This is a genomic window from Exiguobacterium sp. s56, assembly GCF_018618255.1.
GTDB lineage: Bacteria > Bacillota > Bacilli > Exiguobacteriales > Exiguobacteriaceae > Exiguobacterium > Exiguobacterium chiriqhucha.
Genome location: NZ_JACSLR010000001.1, coordinates 383,743 through 407,584, shown reverse-complemented (window position 1 = coordinate 407,584; position 23,842 = coordinate 383,743). Strand labels below are relative to the sequence as shown.

Annotated in this window: 28 protein-coding genes; 1 reads left to right on the top strand and 27 read right to left on the bottom strand. The window is 54.1% G+C overall.

Annotated features, from left to right (window positions below; translation table 11 throughout):
* Window positions 1-92: 92 nt before the first annotated feature.
* From KNP71_RS02115 to bshB1, 4 genes are read right to left on the bottom strand one after another with little or no spacing between them, the layout of a single operon-like run.
* Window positions 93-1,055: a biotin--[acetyl-CoA-carboxylase] ligase gene (locus tag KNP71_RS02115; RefSeq protein WP_029595655.1), complete on the bottom strand. Its 963-nt coding sequence runs from the start codon at window positions 1,053-1,055 to the stop codon at window positions 93-95.
* On the bottom strand, window positions 1,028-2,167 hold the full coding sequence (locus KNP71_RS02110; RefSeq protein WP_058763416.1) for a CCA tRNA nucleotidyltransferase: 1,140 nt from the start codon (window positions 2,165-2,167) through the stop codon (window positions 1,028-1,030). The genes KNP71_RS02115 and KNP71_RS02110 overlap by 28 nt, the downstream gene beginning before the upstream one ends.
* On the bottom strand, window positions 2,164-3,285 hold the full coding sequence (gene bshA, locus KNP71_RS02105) for an N-acetyl-alpha-D-glucosaminyl L-malate synthase BshA (protein ID WP_021067216.1): 1,122 nt from the start codon (window positions 3,283-3,285) through the stop codon (window positions 2,164-2,166). The genes KNP71_RS02110 and bshA overlap by 4 nt, the downstream gene beginning before the upstream one ends.
* Complete coding sequence (bshB1, locus tag KNP71_RS02100) at window positions 3,282-3,965, bottom strand: bacillithiol biosynthesis deacetylase BshB1 (protein WP_029595657.1); 684 nt, start codon at window positions 3,963-3,965, stop codon at window positions 3,282-3,284. The genes bshA and bshB1 overlap by 4 nt, the downstream gene beginning before the upstream one ends.
* A gap of 111 nt (window positions 3,966-4,076) precedes the next feature.
* Between bshB1 and KNP71_RS02095 the strand changes: the two genes are divergently transcribed.
* Window positions 4,077-4,952, top strand: coding sequence for a YitT family protein (locus KNP71_RS02095; RefSeq protein ID WP_021067214.1), 876 nt, complete (start codon window positions 4,077-4,079; stop codon window positions 4,950-4,952).
* A gap of 43 nt (window positions 4,953-4,995) precedes the next feature.
* Here KNP71_RS02095 and KNP71_RS02090 read toward each other — a convergent pair whose 3' ends face one another.
* The 23 genes from KNP71_RS02090 to rpsA all read right to left on the bottom strand — a co-directional run bounded on the left by KNP71_RS02090 (window position 4,996) and on the right by rpsA (window position 23,842).
* Complete coding sequence (locus KNP71_RS02090; RefSeq protein ID WP_214829881.1) at window positions 4,996-5,460, bottom strand: GreA/GreB family elongation factor; 465 nt, start codon at window positions 5,458-5,460, stop codon at window positions 4,996-4,998.
* A 61-nt stretch (window positions 5,461-5,521) separates the two neighbouring features.
* Window positions 5,522-6,205, bottom strand: coding sequence for a zinc metallopeptidase (locus KNP71_RS02085; RefSeq protein WP_029595658.1), 684 nt, complete (start codon window positions 6,203-6,205; stop codon window positions 5,522-5,524).
* A gap of 38 nt (window positions 6,206-6,243) precedes the next feature.
* A complete protein-coding gene (locus tag KNP71_RS02080) occupies window positions 6,244-6,858 on the bottom strand; it encodes a DUF1405 domain-containing protein (RefSeq protein ID WP_029595659.1) in 615 nt (204 codons plus the stop codon).
* A gap of 99 nt (window positions 6,859-6,957) precedes the next feature.
* A complete protein-coding gene (locus tag KNP71_RS02075) occupies window positions 6,958-7,752 on the bottom strand; it encodes a menaquinol-cytochrome c reductase cytochrome b/c subunit (RefSeq protein WP_021067210.1) in 795 nt (264 codons plus the stop codon).
* Window positions 7,753-7,785: 33 nt separating this feature from the next.
* Window positions 7,786-8,457: a menaquinol-cytochrome c reductase cytochrome b subunit gene (qcrB, locus tag KNP71_RS02070; protein WP_021067209.1), complete on the bottom strand. Its 672-nt coding sequence runs from the start codon at window positions 8,455-8,457 to the stop codon at window positions 7,786-7,788.
* Between the two features lie 15 nt (window positions 8,458-8,472).
* On the bottom strand, window positions 8,473-8,976 hold the full coding sequence (locus tag KNP71_RS02065) for a QcrA and Rieske domain-containing protein (protein WP_021067208.1): 504 nt from the start codon (window positions 8,974-8,976) through the stop codon (window positions 8,473-8,475).
* A 110-nt stretch (window positions 8,977-9,086) separates the two neighbouring features.
* Window positions 9,087-9,527, bottom strand: coding sequence for a DUF2487 family protein (locus KNP71_RS02060; protein ID WP_021067207.1), 441 nt, complete (start codon window positions 9,525-9,527; stop codon window positions 9,087-9,089).
* 165 nt (window positions 9,528-9,692) lie between these two features.
* Window positions 9,693-10,226 carry a ReoY family proteolytic degradation factor gene (locus tag KNP71_RS02055; protein WP_021067206.1) on the bottom strand — a complete coding sequence of 178 codons (534 nt, stop codon included), beginning with the start codon at window positions 10,224-10,226 and terminating at the stop codon, window positions 9,693-9,695.
* Window positions 10,227-10,250: 24 nt separating this feature from the next.
* Complete coding sequence (locus KNP71_RS02050) at window positions 10,251-11,522, bottom strand: tetratricopeptide repeat protein (RefSeq protein WP_021067205.1); 1,272 nt, start codon at window positions 11,520-11,522, stop codon at window positions 10,251-10,253.
* 36 nt (window positions 11,523-11,558) lie between these two features.
* A complete protein-coding gene (gene aroA / locus KNP71_RS02045) occupies window positions 11,559-12,809 on the bottom strand; it encodes a 3-phosphoshikimate 1-carboxyvinyltransferase (RefSeq protein ID WP_029595660.1) in 1,251 nt (416 codons plus the stop codon).
* Between the two features lies 1 nt (window position 12,810).
* On the bottom strand, window positions 12,811-13,857 hold the full coding sequence (locus KNP71_RS02040; RefSeq protein WP_214826964.1) for a 3-dehydroquinate synthase: 1,047 nt from the start codon (window positions 13,855-13,857) through the stop codon (window positions 12,811-12,813).
* Window positions 13,851-15,011, bottom strand: coding sequence for a chorismate synthase (gene aroC / locus KNP71_RS02035; protein ID WP_214826967.1), 1,161 nt, complete (start codon window positions 15,009-15,011; stop codon window positions 13,851-13,853). Before aroC ends, KNP71_RS02040 begins: the two co-directional genes overlap by 7 nt.
* 10 nt (window positions 15,012-15,021) lie before the next feature.
* Window positions 15,022-15,801, bottom strand: a complete 780-nt coding sequence (locus KNP71_RS02030; RefSeq protein ID WP_029595663.1) for a CheR family methyltransferase — start codon at window positions 15,799-15,801, stop codon at window positions 15,022-15,024.
* A gap of 117 nt (window positions 15,802-15,918) precedes the next feature.
* Window positions 15,919-16,335, bottom strand: coding sequence for a nucleoside-diphosphate kinase (ndk, locus tag KNP71_RS02025; RefSeq protein WP_021067200.1), 417 nt, complete (start codon window positions 16,333-16,335; stop codon window positions 15,919-15,921).
* Window positions 16,336-16,426: 91 nt separating this feature from the next.
* Window positions 16,427-17,389 (bottom strand): polyprenyl synthetase family protein, encoded by a 963-nt coding sequence (locus KNP71_RS02020; RefSeq protein WP_214826970.1) that lies wholly within the window; start codon window positions 17,387-17,389, stop codon window positions 16,427-16,429.
* A gap of 3 nt (window positions 17,390-17,392) precedes the next feature.
* Window positions 17,393-18,094 carry a demethylmenaquinone methyltransferase gene (locus KNP71_RS02015; protein WP_021067198.1) on the bottom strand — a complete coding sequence of 234 codons (702 nt, stop codon included), beginning with the start codon at window positions 18,092-18,094 and terminating at the stop codon, window positions 17,393-17,395.
* Between the two features lie 20 nt (window positions 18,095-18,114).
* Complete coding sequence (locus KNP71_RS02010) at window positions 18,115-18,687, bottom strand: heptaprenyl diphosphate synthase component 1 (RefSeq protein WP_029595665.1); 573 nt, start codon at window positions 18,685-18,687, stop codon at window positions 18,115-18,117.
* Between the two features lie 127 nt (window positions 18,688-18,814).
* Window positions 18,815-19,087, bottom strand: coding sequence for an HU family DNA-binding protein (locus KNP71_RS02005; RefSeq protein WP_021067196.1), 273 nt, complete (start codon window positions 19,085-19,087; stop codon window positions 18,815-18,817).
* Window positions 19,088-19,196: 109 nt separating this feature from the next.
* A complete protein-coding gene (locus tag KNP71_RS02000; RefSeq protein ID WP_021067195.1) occupies window positions 19,197-19,907 on the bottom strand; it encodes a hypothetical protein in 711 nt (236 codons plus the stop codon).
* Between the two features lie 3 nt (window positions 19,908-19,910).
* Window positions 19,911-20,111, bottom strand: coding sequence for a DUF2768 family protein (locus tag KNP71_RS01995; RefSeq protein ID WP_021067194.1), 201 nt, complete (start codon window positions 20,109-20,111; stop codon window positions 19,911-19,913).
* Window positions 20,112-20,191: 80 nt separating this feature from the next.
* Window positions 20,192-21,235, bottom strand: coding sequence for an NAD(P)H-dependent glycerol-3-phosphate dehydrogenase (locus KNP71_RS01990; RefSeq protein ID WP_214755820.1), 1,044 nt, complete (start codon window positions 21,233-21,235; stop codon window positions 20,192-20,194).
* A gap of 17 nt (window positions 21,236-21,252) precedes the next feature.
* Window positions 21,253-22,563, bottom strand: a complete 1,311-nt coding sequence (der, locus tag KNP71_RS01985; RefSeq protein WP_021067192.1) for a ribosome biogenesis GTPase Der — start codon at window positions 22,561-22,563, stop codon at window positions 21,253-21,255.
* A gap of 130 nt (window positions 22,564-22,693) precedes the next feature.
* Window positions 22,694-23,842 carry a 30S ribosomal protein S1 gene (gene rpsA / locus KNP71_RS01980; protein WP_021067191.1) on the bottom strand — a complete coding sequence of 383 codons (1,149 nt, stop codon included), beginning with the start codon at window positions 23,840-23,842 and terminating at the stop codon, window positions 22,694-22,696.

Here is a 23,842-nt window from a genome sequence, read left to right as displayed (position 1 = left end):
GACAAAAAAATGTAGTGACGGTCTGCAGTACTGGTACACTTCGCGAGCGATAGCGTCCGGCACATTCATTATAGACCACGAACCCGTTTCCATCAATCATTCCAAACTGCGATCTCGGCAGAGTAAATCGGCTCGACCGTTCCTTCATGTTCCAACAGGAGTGCCCCATCCTCTGAAATGCCGCGCATCGTCCCGCGTCTTGGCTTCCCTGACGCCGTCAACGTCACCGGTTCGTTCAGATAGGCGGCGTGTTCGAGCCAATGGGCGCGCACAGAATCAAATCCTGACGCGAGGAACAAATCGTATTCCGTCTCGAGCTCGGCGAGCAAGTGCGCAAGCAACTCGCTTCTCCGATACGTCTGATTCGTTTCCAGCTTGATGGACGTCGCGCGATGGGCGAGCTCGTCCGGAATGACATCGCTATTGACGTTCAATCCGAACCCGAGGATGACGGCTTGAATCCGGTCACCCTCCGTCTGCATCTCGGTCAAGATGCCGCCGATTTTTTTCCCATTGAGCAACAAGTCATTCGGCCATTTGATGGTGGCCGGGATGCCTTGCGTGTGCAGGGCGCGCGCGAACGCGCTCGCCGCCATGAGCGTCAGCTTCGAGGCGTCGCGAATCGGCAGCGCCGGGCGCAGGATGACGCTCGCCGCGATATTGACGTGGCTCGGATTATACCAGTTCCGGCCGAGTTGGCCTCGTCCCGCTGTCTGCTCCTCGCTGATGACGAGCGTTCCTTCGAGGACGCCCTTTTGCGCCAATTCATGGGCGATGCGTTGGGTCGTATCGACTTGATCAAACGCATGGACGGCTTGTCCGAACCGCCCTTTTCGGAACGATACGAACGCTGGCTCATCGAGTCGGTCGGTCTGGCCGAACAATTGATACCCTTTTCGAGGAATCGTCTCAATCGCATACCCATCTTGTTTTAACGTCTCGATATGCTTCCAAATAGCGGTACGTGAAATATTTAATTGACGGGCCAACTCCTGACCACTCCAGACGGTCCCGTCCTGCAACAGGTTTAATACTTTTCCGCGTGTTGAAGCCATCGTTTCGCCTCCTTTCGTAACGGTTCCGGTTCGTTGGCGAGCTCGCCGTCCAGCACGAGCCGTTCGACGTGAGCGAGCACTTGTTTGATGAGCGGGCCCTTGGCCCCGATTTGGAGCGCGTCACGGCCGTCGAAGCGAAGCTCCCGGCGCGATTGAATCGGCAACTGCCGCTTCAACTGTTCAGCCGTCTCCGTCCGACCCGACATGTCGAGATACGTCGAGAGCGTCGCCGTCGTCGTCTCGTAAATCGTGAACGTGTCGAGGCCGGTCGTGAACAACCGGGCGAGCACGTTCGCTTCCCGTTTCAGCGCGTTCGAGCGTTTCCACGGCGTCAACCAATCGGTCGCAGCGGCATGATGGACGAACAGCGCCCAGCCGCCGACCGGATTGACCGGCGTCCGTCTGTCGGCGATGACGCGCTCAATCAGTTCTGCCGAGACGTTCGGTAAATACTGATGGATGCCGAGGTCCAGTATCGCCGCCAGCGCTTTTCGATACGCCGGACCGACCATCAACTTCTCGAACTCGATGGCGACCCGCTCCATCGCGATGTCTTGCAGTTTATGACCGAGTTCGCGGGAAGCTCGTTGCACGTCATCATCGAGACGGAAATCGAGCTGGGCCATGAAGCGGAACGCCCGCATGATGCGGAGCGCGTCCTCATTGAAGCGTTCGTACGGGCTGCCGACGGTACGGATGACACGCGCCTCAAGATCCATCCGACCGCCGAACAAATCGACGACGTTGCCATCGTGGAACGCCATCGCGTTCATCGTGAAGTCGCGCCGTTTCATGTCCTCCTCGAGCGAGACGCCGAGCGACACGTGGTCGGGCCGTCTCGAATCCGAATACGTCCCTTCCGACCGGAACGTCGTCACTTCGAACGGATGATGGTCGAGAATGACCGTCACTGTGCCGTGATCGATTCCGGTCGGTACCGATTTCGGGAACAAGCGCATGACTTCGTCCGGAAAGAGCGACGTGGCGATATCGATGTCATCCGGAAGCGTACCGCGCATATAGTCACGGACGGCCCCCCCGACGATATACGCTTCGCCGCCGTGGGCGTTAATCGTCTCGATAATCCGTTTGGCGTATTCCCATTCCGTCATGGGCGCACCACCTGTTCATAAAGCGATTCATATGCCGTGACGATATCGGCCGACGCGAACTGTTTGGCCCGTTCGAGCCCGTTCGTGCGGAAGCGTGCATGCAGTTCCCCGTCGAGCAAAATCGCTTCGAGCGCTCTCGTCGCCGCGAGCGCGTCGCCGCGTTTGACGACGAACCCTTCCACGCCGTCAGTGATGACTTCCGGCAATCCGCCCGCATCGCTGACGACCGATGGGACGCCCGTCGCCATCGCCTCGAGCGCGACGAGACCGAACGCCTCTTTGTCCGATAACAGGATGTGGACGTCGCAAATCGACAAGAGCGCCGCCACTTGTTCTTGCTTCCCGGCGAAGATGACTTGCTCTTCGAGTCCCATTTCGCTCACGAGGCGGCGCATCGCTCCCATGAGCGGACCGTCGCCGACGAGGAGCAGTTTCTTATGTGGGACGTTCATCTGCTGGAACGCCTCGAGCACGAGATCGATTCGCTTCACTTGCCGGAAGTTCGAGATATGGATGACGACCCGGTCTTGATCGGACAAGCCATACCGTTCGCGGAGGGACGTGTCGGCCTGCGGTTGATAGACCGCCTCATCGATGAAGTTGTGGATGACATCAATCGATAAGTCGGACCCGATCCGCTCGAGCGTCTCTTGCTTCAAACTGTCCGAGACGGCCGTGATGGCGTTCGATTGGCGTAAGCCGTACAAAATTGCCGGCTTCAATTCCTCATCTTCGCCGAGCACGGTGATATCCGTGCCATGGAGTGTCGACACGATCGGTGTCTTCGTCCCCGCCATCTCGCGTCCGAGGGCGGCACAAACGGCGTGCGGCACCGCATAGTGGGCGTGGATGACATCGAGGCCGAACGCCCGGATGACGCTGGCAATCTTCGACGCCAGCGTGATGTCGTACGGTGGATACCGGAACACCGAGTATTGATTGATTTCGACTTGGTGGAACGTGATGTTCGGATGATAAGCGTTCAATCGGAATGGGATGCTCGACGTGATGAAATGAACATCATGGCCCCGGTCGGCGAGTTTCATCCCGAGCTCAGTGGCGAGAATGCCCGAGCCCCCGACCGATGGATAACAGAGAACTCCGATTCTTAGACTCATGTGAGCTCACCTGCCTGATGGACCACGTATGGGCGGCTCGTCATCAACCCTTCCGCATATGCGGTCCCGATTAAGCTACCGAAGTGACGTTCCCTCGCCAATACCCGTTCGAGATAGGCGTCCGTGAGCGGCGTTGCCACGCCGTCGACCGGTGTGAACTGACTGGCATAGGCACGCAAGGCGTCAAGTTTTTGCTCGATTGTCCCCGTGATGTCGATGCAGACGTCCGGTGTCGTATGGGCGTTAATCATATATTGATAGACACTCGACGGCCGATATGCCGGGACGTCGGGCATGTATTTACGGATTCCGGCATTAAAGAGCGCCTCCTCGACGAGTCGGGCGCAGGCGCCGTGATCGGGATGGCGGTCGATGCCGTATGGATACAGAACGTGTGTCGGACGCTCGGACCGAATCAATCGGACGATCGCCTCGATTTGAGTTGCGTCCCCGGTCAGGCCCCGGTCCGGGAACCCGAGATTGATGCGACGGATGCCGAGCACCCGATCGGCCGTTTCGGCTTCGATGCCGCGCGTGACGATGTCCCCATTCGAAGACAGCTCCGCTCTCGTCAAATCGACGTATAGAACGTCGACCCCGGCCTTGGTCCATTGGGCGGTCATGCCGGCGATTCCGATTTCGATATCGTCCGGATGGGCCCCAATTGCTACTATTTTCATAAAATCACCTCTTCTGTGAAAAGTATATCGGACTCATCGCGGAATGTCATATGTAGAGGGTAGTCAATCGAGAGGTTTTTCGAGTACGCTACTAGGTGGGAGGTGAACCAAATGACGGTACAATTACCGATTCGGTTTCGCAATATATTCTTTATTTTAATTGGTTCCTTTATTTTCGCGTTCGGCGTCTATCATTTCAACGTCCAGAACAATTTGGCGGAAGGCGGATTCACGGGCATCACCTTGATTCTGCGCGGTTTGTTCGACTGGTCGCCATCGATCACGAACTTGGCGCTCAACATCCCGCTCTTTTTTGTCAGCTACAAGCTGCTCGGGCGGACGACGTTCATCTATACGCTCATCGGGACGTTCAGTTTCTCGCTCTGGTACGCCCTCATCGCCAAGTACTCGAATCTAATCATCGATTTGACGGACGATATGGTGCTCGCGAGTCTATTCGCCGGTCTCTTCATCGGGGTCGGTCTCGGCATCATCTTCAATAACGGTGGGACGACGGGAGGCGTCGATATCATCGCCCGACTCGTCCAACGTTACGTCGGATGGTCAATCGGCAAGACGTTCCTCGTGTTCGACTTTTTCGTCATCGTCCTCAGCTTGACGTATCTCGATATTCGCGAGGCGATGTACACACTCCTCGCCGTCTATATCGGCGCCCGCGTCATCGACTCGATGCAAGAAGGGACATACGCTGGCAAGGCCGCCATGATTATCAGCGACCATCGTACGGCCATCGCTGACGGGATTCACGCCACGATGAACCGCGGGACGACACGGCTCCTCGCCAAGGGTGGCTATTCGAATAAAGAGCTCGAAGTGCTATACGTCGTCGTTGGACGAAACGAAGTCAATCGGTTGAAGACGATCGTCAAACAGATCGACCCACACGCCTTCGTCACGTTCCACCACGTCTATGAGGTCGGCGGTGAAGGGTTCACGTTCGATGAGAACCGTGTCCCGCTGAAATAAGTCACGACAAACGACGCCCCGTTCGGATGAACGGGGCGTTTCATTATGGCTCAATTCGGACAATCTCAAAATCGAGTGGACCGCCCGGTGAAGCGATTGATACGGATTGACCGACAACGCCTCCCATCAACCCGCTACCGAGCGGGGACGATACGGAAATCGTTTCTTCCGCCAAATCAGCCTCGAGCTCACCGACGAGGCGATATGTCTCATCATTCCCGTCCGGTAATTCCCGAATGACGACTCGGCTCCCGAACGCGACGACGTCGAGCCGACCCTCGTCGACGATAACGGCATCGGCGAGCAGACGCTCCAGTTCGATAATTTTAGTCTCAATCCGCTCTTGTTCCCGGACCGCCTCCACGTACGTCACGTCTTCACGAAAATCACAAAACTTTCGGGCCGTCTTGACGCGTTCGAGCGCCTCATGCCGGCTATCCCCGCGCAACGTCTCCAGCTGTTCTTGTAAGCGGAGCCGTCCCGCTTTCGTCAATTGTGGTTGATTCATCTGCTACTCCTTTCGAAAGCAAAATTAAAAAAGTCCCGTCACGTGGACGGGACCCTTGATTCTACTCATCACGTGGCATGAAGACGATGAGCGCCAAGCGGATCAGTTCGGCGACGGCGACAAGTGTGGCCGCCACATATGTCCAAGCCGCCGCGTTGAGCACTTTGCGTGCGCCCGACTCTTCCGTTGCCGTGACGATGCCGTGGCTCGTCAATTCAGCCATAGCCCGTTTCGAGGCATCGAATTCGACAGGTAACGTGACGAGTTGGAACACGACCGCCCCGAGCATCATGATGACACCGAGTTGGGCGAGCCCCATCGCGCCGAGCAAGAAACCACCTAAGAGAAGTGGGAACGACAAGTTCGACGTGATGTTCACGACCGGGACGAGACGGTGACGGACCCGCATCAACTTATAGTCGGATGCATCTTGAATCACGTGGCCGATCTCGTGGGCCGCAATCGCAGCCGATGAAATCGTCGACCCTTGATACACTTCGCGCGACAGACGGACGACTTTATTGACCGGGTCGTAATGGTCACTCATCAAACCATCGACCATCTCGATCCGGACGTTATGAACGCCGTTTTGTTTCATGATGAAGTCAGCGACCTGTGCACCCGTGACTCCGCTTTGAATCGGTTGTTGGAGAAACTTTTTGTACGTACTTTTCACTCGCATCTGGGCCCATAACGGAATGAGCATAATCAGTGCAAGATAGAAAATATAGCCACCTAATGACATGTTCTCTATCACCTCTGCGTGTATTTGATAATCTGATTTTACATTCTAATGAACTTATTATCAAGCGAAGTGCGTAGGATGATGTGGTATCCCATAAAAAAACATATTCCGGTCAACCAGAACGACCCGTAGCCGATCCAGGCGATATGTTCGGCCAGTGACGGATAACGCGGCCATTGTCCGAGCACGTAGTCGACGACGTCGTTATGGATGACCCAGATGAGCGTCAAGACGAACGAGCGGACCGTCCATGTCATGAACGGTGCGTACAACAGCGCCTGGAACGCCATCGCCCCGTGTGACACCATCAGCATGACGGCCATGAGCACGGTGAACGTCTCGGCATCGGGACCGAGTTCCCGTAAGAACAAGATGTTCATGATGACGGCCCATACCCCGTATTTGATGAGCGTCACGAAGGCGAGCGTCTCCATGAGGGGTGACTTCTTCCCGGCAATCCATAAGCCGAGCACGACCGTGAAGAAGAACGAGGCCGTCGGACTGTCCGGCACGAACGGCCAATAGATGAGCGGTGTGTCACGGAGCTGGGGCTCATACCAGACATATCCGTAAATCGTTCCGAACAAGTTGATGATGAACAGGAGCACCAAGACGGTCCGATGGGTGAGAAACGGGCGTAACATATGTATCATTCGTGTATTCCATCCTTTTTTTCTCTATTGTAGCGCAACGGAGGCGAAGTAAAAAGAAGCGTGACCCGTTAGACGGGCCACGCTTCTTGAACCAATCGATTATTGGTTGTTTTCGCCGCCTTCACCGTATGAAGCGATGAATTCAGACATGGCTTGGAGATCTTCATCCGAACCATCCCATTGACCGGCTGGCATCGTACCGACACCGTTGACCGCGATATCCGCGATCTCTTCGGCCGTATACTGTGTGCCGACGAGTGCAGGAGCTGCTGCCCCGCCTTCGAGGTTCTGACCGTGACAGTTCACACAAGACTGAGCCGAGTAAATCTCATAGCCAGGTGCGGCCGTATCGATTTCAGGGCCCTCGCCCGGAACTTCCAAGATCCCTTGTTCATGAACTTGATCCCAGTGCGTCGTTTGAACCGATTCCCACGTCAAGTAGAAAATCGACAACACGCCGAGCAACATGAAGCTAATGGCGACCGGACGTTTGGCCGGACGGCGTTCGAGTCCTTGGTCAAGCCATGGTGCGATCAAGAGCGCCGTGAAAGCGACCCCTGGCAAGATGACCGTTCCAAGCAAGATCCAATCCCCTGCTGCGAACTGATACTTGAGCAATTGATACAAGAACAAGAAATACCAGTCCGGAAGCGGAATGTATGACGTGTTCGTTGGATCGGCGATGTTTTGGAGCGGTGGGGCCTCGACAATCGTCAAGGCGATGAATCCGATCAAGAAGACCGAACCGACCATCCACTCTTTCAACAAGAAGTTCGGCCAGAACGCTTCCGTGCGTCCTGGATACTCTGAATAGTCTTTAGCAATATTTTGTTTCCGATTCGAGATTCCTACTCGAGAGTCGGTTACAAATTTCATCCCTTTACCGCGATGCATATCGTTTCTCCTCCTTTTTGTCTTCGAATCGGCTTATAGCGGTCCTGAGATCCCTTGCTTACGAATCATCAAGAAGTGGGCTCCGAGGAGTCCGAACAAGGCCGCCGGTAAGAAGAAGACGTGAATGGCGAAGAAGTTCGTGAGCGTCCGTGCGCCGACGATCTCGCCACCGGCGAGAAGCGTTTTGGCGATACCACCAATGACCGGGACACTCTCGGCAATTTGAAGTGTAACTTTCGTCGCGAACAACGCTTTCATATCCCACGGCAACAAGTACCCTGTAAGACCGAGCGCCAAGACGACGAAGAACAAGAGAACACCGACGACCCAGTTGAGTTCGCGAGGTTTCTTATACGACCCGGTAAAGAATACGCGGAGCGTATGTAAGAACAACATGACGATCGCAACCGATGCGCCCCAGTGGTGCATCCCACGAACGATTTGTCCGTGCGCGATCTCGTTTTGAAGATAGTACACCGACGCGTGCGCGTTGATGATGTCTGGTACATAGTACATCGTCAAGAACATCCCTGACAGAATTTGAATCACGATCGTGAAGAACGTCAGACCGCCGAAGCAATAAACAAATGCTGAAAAGTGATGGGCAGGGTTGACGTGTTCTGGAACTTCATGGTCAGCGATGTCGCGCCATAACGGCGTGATGTCGACGCGTTCATCGACCCAATCATAAATTTTTTGTAACATCGACTATTCCCCCTCTCACAACTGTGCGACTGGACTGCCCAAGTATAGGAAGCCGTCTTTTTCTTCTTTTTCGTAGCGTGCAAGTGGTGCAGTCGGAGGCGTACCAGGAATGTTCGTTCCATCTTTCTCATAGCGACCGAAGTGACACGGGCAGAAGAATTCTGTCGGTCGAGTCGGGTCTCCACCATATCCTACTTGGCAGCCGAGGTGCGTACAAATTGGAGACAAGGCGATGATTTCGCCGCTCTCATCTTTAAATACCCACGCCGAAAGCGTTTCTTCAAATTCATACCAAGCATCTTGCGTTTGTTTCTTAAAGTCGACACGTTGCGGCTCAGTCGTGATGTCATCAAGACTGATGACTTTTACTTTATCGCCCGCTCCCGATTTTTTTAAGACCGGATCGATCGCAAAGTTGACCATCGGACTGATCAATGTTGCCGCCATAAAGCCACCTACACCAGTCAACGTATACGTTAAGAACTGACGGCGTGTGACTTTTGACCCATTTTGAGCCATTTCGTTCCCCCCTCATTCGTGTGCATAACCCCATAATTCTTTATGCATTCTTCACAAAAATTTCTCACTCAACAAAATAGTATATCAATAAAACCTCCACGTCAACCGCTTCATGTCGCCATCCAACGGCTCGAAAGATCGGTAATGACTTGCGTCGCAAAATTTTGAACCATCGTGTGCGACTGCTCGCCGGACATGCCTTTCAACGCAAGCGGCGGAACGAAAATAATCGGCAGTTCAGAGCCCTTGAAACGCAAATCCGAGGAGATGAACAACACGTGGGTAAACCCCGATGCCGTCGCCTGAACAGTAACTTGTTCGGCGAGCGCACGCCCTGCCTCCGCGTCGACATAACTGATTGTCGGGCTTAGCATCGTCCGGCCGGACAATTGACGCTCGGTTTCAAGTGCCACCGCCTGGATGACTTCGTTTCCTTCGGCTTTGCGCACCATGTCCTCATCAAACGCCAGTTCGACGAGCGGGACGACGAGCGTATCGACGTATTGGCGTTCTGAGAGCGACTTCATCGCGTCTAGACCATCGAACCTCATCTTCCTCCTCCTCTCCATTAGACATACATCATTATGTTCATTGTAGCGTACCTACAATCGTTCCCTCTGCGAAACTTATGAACGAAATGTGAAATTATTGTGTATTCCTACGTCATTAATATACCAAAAAACAAGCGCTTACCATAACGGAAGCGCTTGTTTTTATTAAAATAATTTTGAGGCTCGGACTTGATGGAGCTGGCTCGTCAAGTTGCGGAACAATTTCTCGTCCCGTCGGTCGAGTGCCTTATCGATTTCGACGAGCAGACGCTCCTCCTCGAACTGGGCAACCGAGGCCCGAATGACCGTCTGGGCCGACGTCGTCACTTCGTCTTTCACTTCGGCGACGGGTTCGAACGGATTCAATTCCACGATATCAATCCACAGCTCATCAATCATCATGCCTTGAAAGTTCAACTCCACGTAGATGGCGCCGTCGTGGAGCCGGATGTCGTGATACGCCTTCTCGGGATTGACCGTGATGAGGTCACCCCGACGGTAACGGAACGGTTCGCCGTCAAATCCATACGCCGTCATGATCAAACTGCGCGGTGAGACCGAGGCGTTCGTGACGAAATGAACGTTCCCGAGTTTTTCTGGATGTCTGAGCCAGTAGTCGATAATCCACTTGGCTTCTCGTTTACGAAGCGTATGATGAGCGAGGAATCGCTTTAAAAATGTTCTTTTCCGCTCGACCATATGACCCCATCTCCTTTATATCGTTTAATCGTGATCCGTCAACCGTTCGAGCCGCTCTTCAAGTGCTTGGCGGTCATCGACATCGACAGTGAGCGCAAGCGTTTGCTCGAGCACTCGTTGCGCTTGGTCACGCTGTCCTTCTTCTATCAATAGTGTAGCCCATTCAATCGCAAATGACACGTCCTCTTTATAAACTTGCTCGATCGACCGGTATAACGTGACGGCCGTATCATAGTCTTCAAGTTCATAGGCCGCTTTCGCCTTGTACCATGTCATGAGCGGGGAAGTCGAATGTTCCTCGAGCGCATCGATCGTCTCGAGGACGGCCTCCATGTCCCCACCTTCGAACAAGACCGATAAGAGCAGCTCAGTCGCCTGAAGCGACTCCGGATTCAACGCGAGAGCCTCGCGCAATTCCGTGACCGCCTCATCTGTCCGACCTTGTTTCAAGAACAGTTTCGCTTTTACCGTGCGCAACTCATCGTTATAGTCGTCGCGGTCAATCCCTTGGCCAATCACCTCGAGCGCCTCATCGAAGCGGCCGAGTTCGTCGAGCGCTTCCGTGTAAGGCAGATAGAGCGACGTGAAGTCGGGGTCCATCGAGCGAAGCGACTCAAACTGTTTGACGGCAATTTCGTCACGGCCGATGCGGTGGGCCGTCATGGCGTGACCGAAAATCGTGTTCAAGTTGCGGTCTTCCGCTTTCTCATACTCATCGAGTGCCTCTTCGAAAGAGCCGATCATCGTGAGCGCCTCCGCGTAATCGGCCTGATAATCGAGTTCTTCCGGCAAGCGCAAGTGCGGCAGACGCGCGTACAGCGGGACCGCCTGTTCGAACGAGCCGATCGACGCGTACAACTCGGCCAATCCGTAGATGAGGAGCGGTTCGTCCGGGTTCGTCTCGAGCGCCTCCATCAGTTTCTTGACGGCGACCTCGTCCAACCCTTGTGATTGATATAAATCGGCGAGGAGGACGAGACTGCGCATATGCGCTTCCTTGTCCGTCGTATCGATTTTCTCGAGGACGGCAATCGCCTCTTCTTCCCGGTCACTGTCCAAGTAGGCCTCGGCGAGCGACAAGGCGACGTGCGGGTTGCCCGCATAATCGACATATAGCGCCGCGAGCAACTTGACGGCCCGATCGGCGAGGCCGAGTTCGAGGTAGAGATCGGCGATGGCCAACCGGTCCTCGTCCGACCCTTCCTTCTCGAGCGATTCGAGATGCATGAGGGCATGCTCCGTCTCACCTTTTTCAAGCATCTCAATGATATGGTTTAATTCTGTTTCGTCTAACATCGTCAAAATTCCTCCTAGCGGCTACTCGTATTGACGTTATTCTATCTCACGACCGAGTCGTTGTAAATCGTCACGGAAGCGCGGATAACTCACATCCGCTGCCTCGACGTCGTCAATCGTCACATGTTCCGTCGTCAATAAGTCCGCAATTTGGAGCATCATCGCCAAGCGATGATCTCCGTGCGAGGTGACGTGTCCCCCGTGCAAACGGCTCGGATAGACGTCAAAGCCGTCATCCGTCTCGCGAAGGTCGACACCGAGCGCCTTCAATTCGCTCGCGACCGTCTGAATCCGGTCCGTCTCTTTTACGCGGAGCTCCCCCGCATCCCGGACCGACGATGGGCTCGATGCCTGCGACGCGACGAGGGCGAATAATGGCAACTCGTCGATTTGATGTGGGATGGCGGTCCCGTCCAACCGGATGCCATGGAGCGTGCTCGTCGACACGGTGACGTCCCCGACCGATTCTTCTCCGAGTGCGCGGACGTTCGTCACGTCAACGTGCGCCCCCATCCGTTCGAGCGTGCGCAAAAAGCCAATCCGTGTCTCGTTCAAACAGACGTCGGTCGTCGTGACGCGACTATCCGGGACAAGCGCGGCCCCGGCCCACCAAAAGGCGGCCGAGGACGGGTCAGCCGGTACGGCCACCGTCGCGCCCTCCAGGACGGACGGCGACAGCCGAATCGTCCGAACCCCCTCTTCCGAGGTGATGTCAATCTGCCCGTTGAACAGCGGCAGCATGCGTTCGGTATGATCCCTCGACAAGACCGGCTCGCGCACGATCGTCGGACTGTCCGCACGGAGTCCAGCCAATAAGATGGCCGATTTCACTTGCGCGCTCGCGACAGGCAACGTGTAATCGATGCCCGTCAACGCCCGCCCTCGGATGTGGAGCGGAGCGACGTCACCTGCAAGGTCGGCTCCCATGGCGCGCAACGGGGCAGTGACGCGACGCATCGGTCGCTTCGAGAGCGAGGCGTCGCCGGTGAGCGTGAACGTACCGTCGTAGCCTGCAAGCAGTCCCGTCAAGAGACGCATCGTCGTGCCGGAGTTCCCGCAATCGAGTTCCGCCGACGTGAGCGACGGGCTGCCAGTGATGACGAGTCGTTCCGCTTGTTCATCGACTTGTGCGCCCAAACGACGGATCGCCTCGAGCGTCGACCGGCAATCCTCACCGAGGAGCGGGTCGTACACCGTCGTCTGTCCGTGCGCCACGGCCCCGAGCAATAACGCCCGGTGCGTGATCGACTTATCGCTCGGTACGCGTATCAATCCGTTCAATCCCATCTTAAAACCACCCTTTCAACTGATTATACGCTTCGACGAGCCGTTCGGCCGTGACGCTCGTCACGGTCACTTCTTCACCGAGCAGTACGAAGCGAATCTGTCCAGTTCGATTCTTTTTATCGTGGCCCATCACCTCGAGATACGCCTCGAATGGCTGCCAGACGACCGGCGTGATTGCTTGCTGTTTCACGTATCCGGCGAGCGTTTCCGCGCGTGAGACGTCTCCGGCGACAAGGAAGGCGTACACCATTCCGTATAGGATGGCCTCCCCATGCGCTAATCGGTACGCCTCGACCGACTCCAACGCATGGCCGAACGTATGACCAAAGTTCAGCCAAGTCCTTACGCCGTGTTCCCGTTCATCGGTCTCGACGACCTGTCGTTTCACTTCAATCCCACGCGCGAGCCACGCCTCCCAATCGAGCGGTCCTTGCGCCAAGGCGGTGAACAGCTCGGTCTCGAACGAGTGCCCGAGGACGTATCGTGACAAGTAGGCATGTTTAATTAACTCGCCGAGCCCACTCAGTATGTCTCGGTCCGTCAACGTCTCGAGACGGTCGACGTTATAGTGGACGCCCGCTGGCTGATAAAAGGCACCGATCGCATTTTTGGCGAGCGGATGGTTGACCGCGACTTTTCCGCCGACGGCTGAATCGTGGGCGAGAACTGTCGTCGGCACTTGTATGTAATGCAGGCCACGCATATAAACACTCGCCAAAAAGCCGGCCAAGTCGCCAATCATGCCGCCGCCAAAGGCGACGACGAGCGTGTCCCGGTCACAGCCAGACGTCAACCCGTCCGCGACGAGACGTTCGATCGTCGCGAGCGATTTCGATGCGTCGCCCGGACGGACGACCGACCAGACGATTGGACGCGCGCTTGCCTCGAGACGAGTCCGAAACGCCTTCCCGTGCAGGCGATCTACCGTCTCGTCCGTGATGACCCACACGGTCGAGCACGAGAAGTAAGGGACGCGGTCGAGCCAGGCGTCCCCTCGTTCAATTGTGACGTCATATGGAGTCGAGGCGTTCACGCGAATCGTCACCACGTGCGAATCTCCTCGCGGTACGCGTCGACGCGCGCTTGGATGCGCCCGACCGTATCATGTCCGAACGTCTCGCATAACTCACGGGCGAGCTCAAACGCGACGACGGCCTCGACGACGAGCGATGCGGCCGGGACGGCACAGGCGTCACTTCGCTCGATTTGGGCGAGGAACGGTTGTTTCGTATCGACATCAACGGATTGGAGCGGCTTGTAAAGTGTCGGAATCGGTTTCATCACTGCGGTACAGACAATCGGCATCCCAGTCGTCATCCCACCTTCGAAACCGCCGAGATGATTGCTCAGGCGTGTATAGCCGTCGGGACCATAAGCGATCGGGTCCATCACTTCCGACCCTGGTCGATACGCCATCTCGAACCCATCACCGAACGCGACGCCTTTGATGGCGTTGACACTCATGACGGCGCGAGCGATGACCGCATCGAGTTTCCGGTCATATTGGACGTACGATCCGAGCCCCGGGATGACACCATGCACTTCCGTACAGACGACACCTCCGAGCGAGTCACCGGCGGCTTTCGCCTCATCGATTCGATGCATCATCGCCTGGCCTGCCGTCTCATCCATCGTCCGGACCGGTGACGCCTCGATCGTGGCGCGCAATGTGTCGAGCGACTCGTATGAGGCATCGGCCTCGACCCCGCCAATCACTTTGACATAGCTGACGAGCGACATCCCGACAGCAGCGAGCAGTTGTTTGCTCAGGGCGCCGACGGCGACCCGGGCGGCCGTCTCACGTGCGCTCGAGCGTTCGAGGACGTCTCGCAGGTCACGATGGTCGTATTTCAAGCCGCCGACGAGGTCCGCATGTCCTGGTCGCGGGCGGACGACGCGGCGTTTGATTTCCACGTCCGCATCGATCGGTTCGGCCTGCATGACGTTCCGCCAATGAGTATGGTCCTTGTTCTCGATCCAGAACGAAATAGGGGCCCCTGTCGTCACCCCGTGACGAATACCGGCCCTCACCTCGATTCGGTCTGATTCAATTTGCATGCGGCGGCCGCGGCCGTAGCCGGACTGCCGTTTCGCGAGTTCCGCATTGATGGCTTGCACATCGACCTCAAGCCCGGCCGGTACACCCTCGATGATGATTGAAAGTCCAGGCCCGTGCGATTCTCCTGCCGTCAAATAACGCATAGCTGCCACCTCATTCTTCAAATTTTTCGTAGAAGAAGCTCTGCTTCATCTTGTAGCCGTATCGCTTCGGTTGAAAGATCTGCTCGGTCCCTCCGACGAAGAGGACACCGCCTGGTCGGAGCGATCGGTGGAACGATGTATAAACTTTCTCTTTCGCTTCCTCGGTGAAATAAATCAAGACGTTACGACAGACGATTAAATCAAAATTCCGTTCATACACGTCGGCCAGCAGATTATGTTTTTTGAACGTCACTAATTTTTTGATGTCCTCTGTGATGTAATAGTCATCTCCACGGCGGGTGAAGTAACGCTGCCGAAACTCTGATGGCAAGTCGACGAGCGCACGCTCATGATACTTGCCTTGTTTCGCTTTTTCGATCACCACGTCATCTAGGTCCGTCGCCGTGATTGTGAACTGTGCGGGTGACAAATGTTTCGATAACAGCATCGCCAACGAATACGGTTCTTCACCCGTCGAGCACGCTGCGCTCCAGACGCGCAACTTGCCCTGGCTCTTACGGATGAGTTCCGGCAAAATGTCCGTCTCTAGTTGCTGCCAACGGACCGGGTTCCGGTAAAATTCACTCACGTTGATGGTCATGCGATCTAAAAATTCATCGTATAAGCCCCGGTCCGACTCCATCGCTTTGAAGTATTCGATAAACGTGGCATACCCTTTCTTCTCGCGAAGTGCAATCATACGTCGCTTCATCTGGGCTTCTTTGTATAGGTTTAAGTCAATCCCCGACTTCATATAAAACTTTTTTACGAAGATGGCATAATCATTTATCACCAGTTCCAACCTCAATTCTTTCTCTTCTCCTAGATCATGTCGTGCCAAAACAAGCGAAAGCGCTTTAATCCCAATATAAAAAGGGACAGGAGGCCCCCGTCCCTTTTATCGTCATCAAACGTGTGATGCTTCAGTGGCGAACCAGAGTGACAATTCACGCTCTGCGCTCTCCACGCTATCTGAACCATGGATGACGTTTTGTGACATCGTCGAGGCCAAATCGCCACGAATTGTTCCAGGTTGTGCGTCCAACGGGTTCGTCTTCCCGATCATCAATCGAGAGACGGCGACGATATTTTCGCCTTCCCACTCCATCGCTACAACAGGACCAGACGTTAAGAATTCGACAAGCTCTCCAAAGAACGGCTTTTCCTTATGTTCCGCATAATGCGATTGTGCGACTTCAACCGATGGCGTCAATAGCTCAAGACGGTTCAACGTATATCCTTTCGTTTCGAAGCGCGAGATGATTTCCCCAATCAGACCGCGTTTCACTCCATCCGGTTTTACCATTAAAAATGTTTTTTCCATTCCCCTAATCCCCCTAAATCAATATGTGTACCATGTACTTTATTAGTTTACACGGTCATCTTGATTATTGAAAGGGTTTACAAGGTGGTTGTTACCATTTTCGTTTCCCGATATACTCGGCGATTTCAATGAGCGAGCGCTTATCCGGTACGTCCGGCAAGCCATCGAGACGTTGAATCGCCCGGTTCACGTACCGGTCGATTGTTCGTTGGCTTCGCTCGAGCGTCCCGTTGCGCTGCACTTCACGAACGAGCGTATGGGTCGTCGCGTAATCGGACGACTGGTTGACTTGCTGCAACCGACCAAAGAATTCAGGGTCTTCCGCTGAATAGAAGAGCGGCAACGTTTTATGGCCGTGTTTCAAATCTTCTCCGACCGGCTTTCCAAGCTGAAAACTTTTCGCGGTGAAATCGAGCAAATCATCCGTCATTTGGAACGCCATCCCGATGTCATAGCCGAACAGCCGCAGCTGTTTGACGACTTCGGGTGACGCCCCTGAGACGACGGCCCCGGTCGCACAACTCGTCTCAATCAAGAGCGCCGTCTTTCGGGCAATCCGATCGAGATATCGTTTCGGGGACTGGCCCCAGTCGTATTGGTCTTGGATTTGATTGATTTCACCGATACAAATCAGTTCCATCGTGTCTGCCATGATTTCCATCACGCGCGGCGAGTCGACCTCAGAGACGAGTCGAATCGCTTCGCCGAACAACGTATTCCCTGTATACATCGCGACCTGCTCATCGTAACGTTCCATGACGGTCGGTTTGCCCCGGCGAAGTGTGGCGTCATCGATGACGTCATCATGGACGAGCGAGGCCATATGAATCAGTTCAAGACTCGCCGCCACTTTCGTCAAGCGGATGTCTTTCGCTTGCCCGAAACCAGCGCTCAGCAATACGAACGCCGGACGGATCCGCTTCCCGCCCGCATCAAGCAGTTGCTTCGAGGCCGCCTCGATGACCGGGTGATCCGTATGGACCCGCGTCGACAAGAAGCGATCGATCTGCTCAATCTCTCGGTTCATGTGGCGATAAAGTCGCTTCAAAGACATCGGTCACCACTTCTTTCCTAGGTGCATGGCACACGCACCGCCGGAGAACGCCTTCACTTCGACTTGTTCGAAGCCTGCCGTCTCGAACATGCGTTTTAGCGTCAACCGGTCCGGGAATTGGTCGGTCGACTCTTGGAGCCATTTGTATTGATCGTATGAGCCGGCGAACACTTTCCCGAATAACGGCATGACCGAGCCGAAATAGAAGCGATACAGTTCGCTGAACAGCGGTGCTGTCGGTTGGCTCGTCTCGAGACAGACGACCGTCCCGCCCGGTTTCAAGACCCGGTGCAGTTCACGGAGCACCGTCATGTAATCCGGTACGTTGCGAAGGCCGAAGCCGATTGTCACGTAGTCGAATGAGTGATCCCCGAACGGCAATGCCATCGCGTTACCATGGATGAGTTCGATCGTCGGATAATCGGCCACTTTCTCTTGGCCGACCGCGAGCATATTCTCGGAAAAATCAAGACCTTTGACGACACCGGTATTACCAGCCGCCTCGGCGAGTTGAATCGTCCAGTCGGCCGTCCCGCAGCAGACGTCGAGACATTTTGCGCCCGGGAACACTTGCATGCGACGCATCGTCGCTTTGCGCCACCATTTATGCAAACGGAAACTGATGATCGAGTTCATCGTATCGTAGCTCGGTGAGATTGATTGAAACACGTCATATACTTTTTGCTCTTTTTCTTTCGGTTGCAATACGTAACATCCTTTCCGTTCTAAGCGACAGCGTGCGCCAGGAGCGTCGTTAGCTGTTCTCGTTGATCTTGGCGCAGTACTGTCGCCTTTCGTTCGATGATCGTTTTTCCGTATGTGGTCAAGTAGGACCGACCTATCACCTCAGAAAACGTTTTAATCAATCCGAAGTTCGCTTCCATCCAAGTCGTGACGGATACGTCCGCATCAAGCGCGAGCGTACATTTCGCCCCATTGACAAGCTGGACCGACCGACCGAAGCGATTGCTATAGTCGGCAGGAAACAGTGCCAATATTTTATAAAATTGAGCCGAGGCGAAATCGCCGGCGAGCACTTTGAGTTGCCGCTCGAGCGAGCCGTTCGGGCACTCCTTTACTTGATCGTGCAGTTCAAGTGCTTGATGTGCAAAATACGTCGCAAGCACGAGCTGACGTTGTTGATTCGATTCGATTTCAATCATCTCGACCATCCAACGAAGTAAAGGCATGTCGACTACGGGTACAATCTCGTGTCTCGTCAAATACGGATGGTTCATGCGTTCTTCGATTTGACGAGCAAGGTCGGTGACAACGGTTTCGTATGTCATCTGTTCCATGCTATCCCCCCTCGTCCTCTTCGTTGTCATTCTGACATAGTATAGCACATTTTTGTCACATTCACGCCATGTGAACTCGCTTTCCGACACAAAAAAAGCCGCCTTTCGGCGACTTATGTATTGCCCATTATTTGACCGCATCTTTAAGCGCTTTACCTGCTTTGAAGGCAGGAACTTTGCTTGCCGGGATTTCGATATCTTCTTTCGTACGTGGGTTGCGACCTTTACGGGCAGCGCGCTCACGAACTTCAAAAGTACCAAAACCGATCAATTGAATTTTATCACCGTTTTGGAGTGCTTCAGTGATAGATTCGAAAGTAGCTTCTACAACTTGTGTAGCTTCTTTTTTCGAAACATTTGCTTTCTCCGCAACTGCTTGGATCAATTCAGTTTTGTTCATCACGATTCACCTCCTCTCACTGAGAGTTTACGGGATTAATCATATCGTACAAACGTTGATATGACAACATTTTTTAAGCAATCGGCCTATATTCGACCCGCTCAGTCAATCAGTTGTTTAAAAACTCGACTTCACCTTGTTCATTAATCGTGTACCCTTGCGAATAAGCCGGAGCGAATGGGGAGTCATTATAGAGCAAATACCGAATGTCCTCACCGACTTTTGGCTCTACATCCGTGTTCTCGAGGGCGGCTTCCAAGTCGGCACGGTAGTCGACAAATAATTGTCCGGTCCCGTCGACATAGATCGGCAACTCGTTTTCCGTGTACGGACTTGGGATACTTGGCTCTTCAGAGACGAAGACGAGATCATAATCAATCGTGAATTGATTCTTTCCGAGCGACCCGTCAAACGGGAACTTGCCTTCTTTGGCCCGGAACGCGTTAATATTCGTCTGTAACTGTTGCAAGCTTTCTGACACACGTAAATCAATGAGTTTGACCTTCGGCTCCGTCTCGGCGTCCACGAGGACGTACAAGAACAGACCGCCTCCTTCGAAGCTGTTTGCCGGCGGGTCGGCTAAATAACCGGGGACGAGCCGGGCGAACTCGATCGGATAACGTTCCATGAGTGGCGTCTCGGCCGGCCTTGTTTTAATCGGCAACACCCCGGTCGTCTCCTTGAACGAGTCGACGGCCGTCTGTACCGACTTCAGTTGGTCTTCATACGGGACGTTATCGACCCGGTTCGAATCTGGGAACATACATCCACTGAGCACGGTCGCCGCCAATAGACTCGCGACCAAAAAAATCCGTTTCACGTCTTATCCTCCTGTCGGTCCTGAAGCGACCACATAAATCATGATGATCGTCCCAAATAAAAATATGACGAATGCGATGACGCGGACGAGTGCCGCGAACCATCCCGTTAGTTTCGTATGGCTGACTGCCACCATGAGCGCGGCGATGGCAAACGCCCCGATGCCCGCAAATGAAATCCACATCTTGATCAGTGACGGTGTCACGTCTATCCCCTCGACTTTCTCTTTAAATCTAGCTCCGTACATTAGTGTAGCAAAAAAAACAAAGGAACTGAACGAAAACGTCAGTCCCTTTGCTCTACGTCGCCTTCGAAATGGAACACTTCTTCCATTTCATGCTTCTGCGGGCGTCTCATTAACTTTTGTACTTCATCGTGTGGGCTCTTACCTTCGAATAACACGTTGTAGAGGGCCTCTGTGATCGGCATCTCGACACCGGCTTCCCGAGCGAGCGTATGCGCCGCCTCACAGGCACGCACTCCTTCCACGACCATGCCCATTTGACCGAGTACATCCCCGAGCTTCTCGCCGCGACCGATCGCGTTCCCGGCTCGCCAGTTACGGCTATGCTGAGACGTGGCCGTGACAATCAAATCGCCGATTCCCGTCAAGCCGGAGAACGACGCCGGGTTGGCACCGAGTTTGACCCCGAGCCGGGCGATCTCGACGATCCCGCGTGTCATGAGGGCCGCTTTGGCGTTATCGCCATAGCCGAGCCCATCCGTCATTCCTGCGGCGAGCGCGATGATGTTTTTAAGTGCGCCCCCGTACTCCGCCCCGATGACGTCCGAATTCAAATAGACCCGGAACTGATCGTTCGTGAGCAACTCTTGAATCTCATCGGCCACGTCCAAGTCCTCGCAAGCGATTGTGATGGTCGTCAATTTACGGACGGCCACTTCCTCGGCATGCGTCGGTCCCGTCAAGACACCGATGGCCCGACGTTTCGACGGGTCGATTTCTTCGGCGATAATCTCCGACAGACGTTTATGCGTCTTCGGTTCGATTCCTTTGGCGGCATGCACGATGACCGCCGGTTTCGTAAGGAGCGCGTTCAACTCACGCGACACCGGACGAATCGCCGAACTCGGGACGACGAGGAATACGATGGAACGATCTTTGACCGCTTCCGCCAAGTCTGTCGTCGCCCGAATCGAAGTCGGCAACGGTGCGTCTTTCAAATAGGTCGCGTTCGTGTGGGCCGTGTTGATTTCATGAACGTGGTCTTCCTCACGTCCATATAGTAGAACATCATGTCCGTTGTCAGCGAGGACGAGCGATATCGCCGTTCCCCAGCTCCCTGCGCCGATGACAGCTACTTTTGCCATAGGAGGCACCCCCATTACTAGTTTTTCTGACGAGCCACGATATGAATCGGTGTACCAGTAAAGTCAAATGCGCGGCGAATCTGGTTATCTAGATAACGTTTGTATGAGAAGTGAAGCAACTCTGGATCGTTGACGAACAACACGAACGTCGGCGGCTCGATGGCCACTTGCGTCGCGTAGTTGATCTTGAGTCGTTGTCCTTTGTCCGTCGGTGTCGGGTTCATCGCGACTGCGTCGACGATGACGTCGTTCAAGACGCTCGTCGAGATGCGACGGCGATGTGAATCAGCCACTTCTTTGACGACCGGCAGAAGTGTCTGCAATCGTTTCGACGTGAGCGCCGACAAGAAGACGATCGGTGCATAGTCAAGGAACAAGAATTCTTTACGAATCTTCTCTTCCATTTTCTTCATCGTTTTATCGTCTTTGTCGACGGCGTCCCATTTGTTGACGACGAGAACGATGGCTTTCCCCGCTTCGTGGGCGAGTCCGGCAACACGTTTGTCTTGCTCGATGATGCCTTCTTCACCGTCGATGACGACGAGAACGACGTTCGAGCGTTCAATCGCTTTTTGGGCACGCATGACGCTGTAGCGCTCGGTAGATTCATACACTTTCCCACGCTTGCGCATCCCTGCCGTATCGATGATGACGTATTCTTGCCCATCCCGTGTGAACGGTGTATCGATGGCATCACGAGTCGTCCCCGCGATGTCCGAGACGATGACGCGTTCTTCACCGAGAATCGCGTTCGTCAAGCTCGATTTCCCAACGTTCGGACGTCCGATGAGCGAGAACTGGATGACTTCTTCATTGTACTCATAGTCGTCTTTGTCTGGAGCCATGTCGAGCACTTTGTCGAGCAAGTCCCCGAGACCGAGACCGTGCGTCCCTGAAATCGGGAACGGATCGCCGAATCCGAGTGAATAGAACTCATACATGAGTTCGCGCATCTCGAAGTTGTCGACTTTGTTGACGGCGAGGACGACCGGTTTGTTCGAACGGAACAACAAGTTCGCCACTTCTTCGTCTGCTGCTGTAATGCCTTCGCGTCCGTTCACCATGAAGACAATGACGTCCGCCTCATCGATCGCAAGCTCGGCCTGATGCCGCATTTGCACGAGGAGTGGCTCATCACCGACCTCGATTCCACCTGTGTCGATTAAATGAAACTTACGGTTCAACCACTCACCCGTCCCATAAATGCGGTCGCGTGTTACACCGGGCTTATCATCGACGATCGACACGCGATCTCCGATAATCCGGTTAAAAATCGTGGATTTCCCAATATTCGGGCGGCCTACGATGGCCACTGCTGGAATTCCCATATAAACACCTCTCTAACTTTCATTCAATAAGTCTATCGTTTCTAATTGCAACTGTACTATCATATCACAGGCGAATTTCTGTGACCATACAAAAAGAAGCGGGAGTCTGGCTCCCGCTTGAACGATCGTCTTATTTAGAATCGTCCGAGGCCTCGTCACCTGTCAATTCAGAGACAGAGAAACCTCCTTGGTCGCTATACTCGTCAAGCAACGATTGATCCGCGTCGCCACGTGATGAATCGCTCGACTCGAGCGCACGCATCGACAACGAGATTTTCTTCTCGTCAAGATGGACGTCGAGTACTTTGACGGTTACTTCTTGGCCTTCTGACAAGACTTCAGATGGTGTCGCGATGTGTCGGTTCGCAATTTGCGAGATATGGAGCAAACCTTCAACTTGTGGTGCGACTTCGACGAACGCACCGAACGTGACGAGACGTTTGACTTTCCCTTCAATCACGTCACCTGGCTGAATTTTACCTTCTACCGATTCCCACGGTCCAGGCTGCGTCTCTTTAATCGACAACTTCACTTTCTCGTTGTCGAGGTCAAGTCCAAGCACTTTCACTTTGACTTTATCTCCTTCAGTCACAACATCGCTCGGTTTCTCAACCCGGCTATGCGCCATTTCCGAAATGTGGACGAGGCCATCGACACCGCCGATATCGACAAACGCACCGAAATCTGTGAGACGTTGAACCGTCCCTTCGATGATTTGACCGACTTCAAGCGATTCGAGCGTCTCCGCTTTCTTGGCGCTCATTTCCGCTTCGGCAACCGCTTTATGCGACAAGATGACGCGATTTTTCTCGCGGTCAATCTCGACGACTTTAACCGTAATTGGTTTATTCAAGTAGGATGAGAAGTCTTCGACGAAATGGTTCTCTACGAGCGAAGCCGGGATAAATCCACGGATACCGATGTCAACGACAAGTCCACCTTTGACCTTGTCTTTTACCATGACTTCGAATACTTCGCCGGATTCGAATTTCTCGACGATTTGATCCCAAGCTGCCTCGGCATCAACGTCTTTCTTCGAAACGACCACCTCTTCGTCCGTGACCTTTTTCACTTTGACACGGATTTCGTCGTTAACATGGAGTGATTCGTTTAAATCGTCTAAATGCATGCTTGATACTTCGCTGATTGGTAAAATTGCCTCGGTTTTATAACCGATATCGATCAACGCTTGCTTGTCCTCGATTTTGACAACAGTACCGGTCACAATTTGACCTCGATTGATTTCAAAATCAGGCATATCTTTCATTTCTTCGACCAT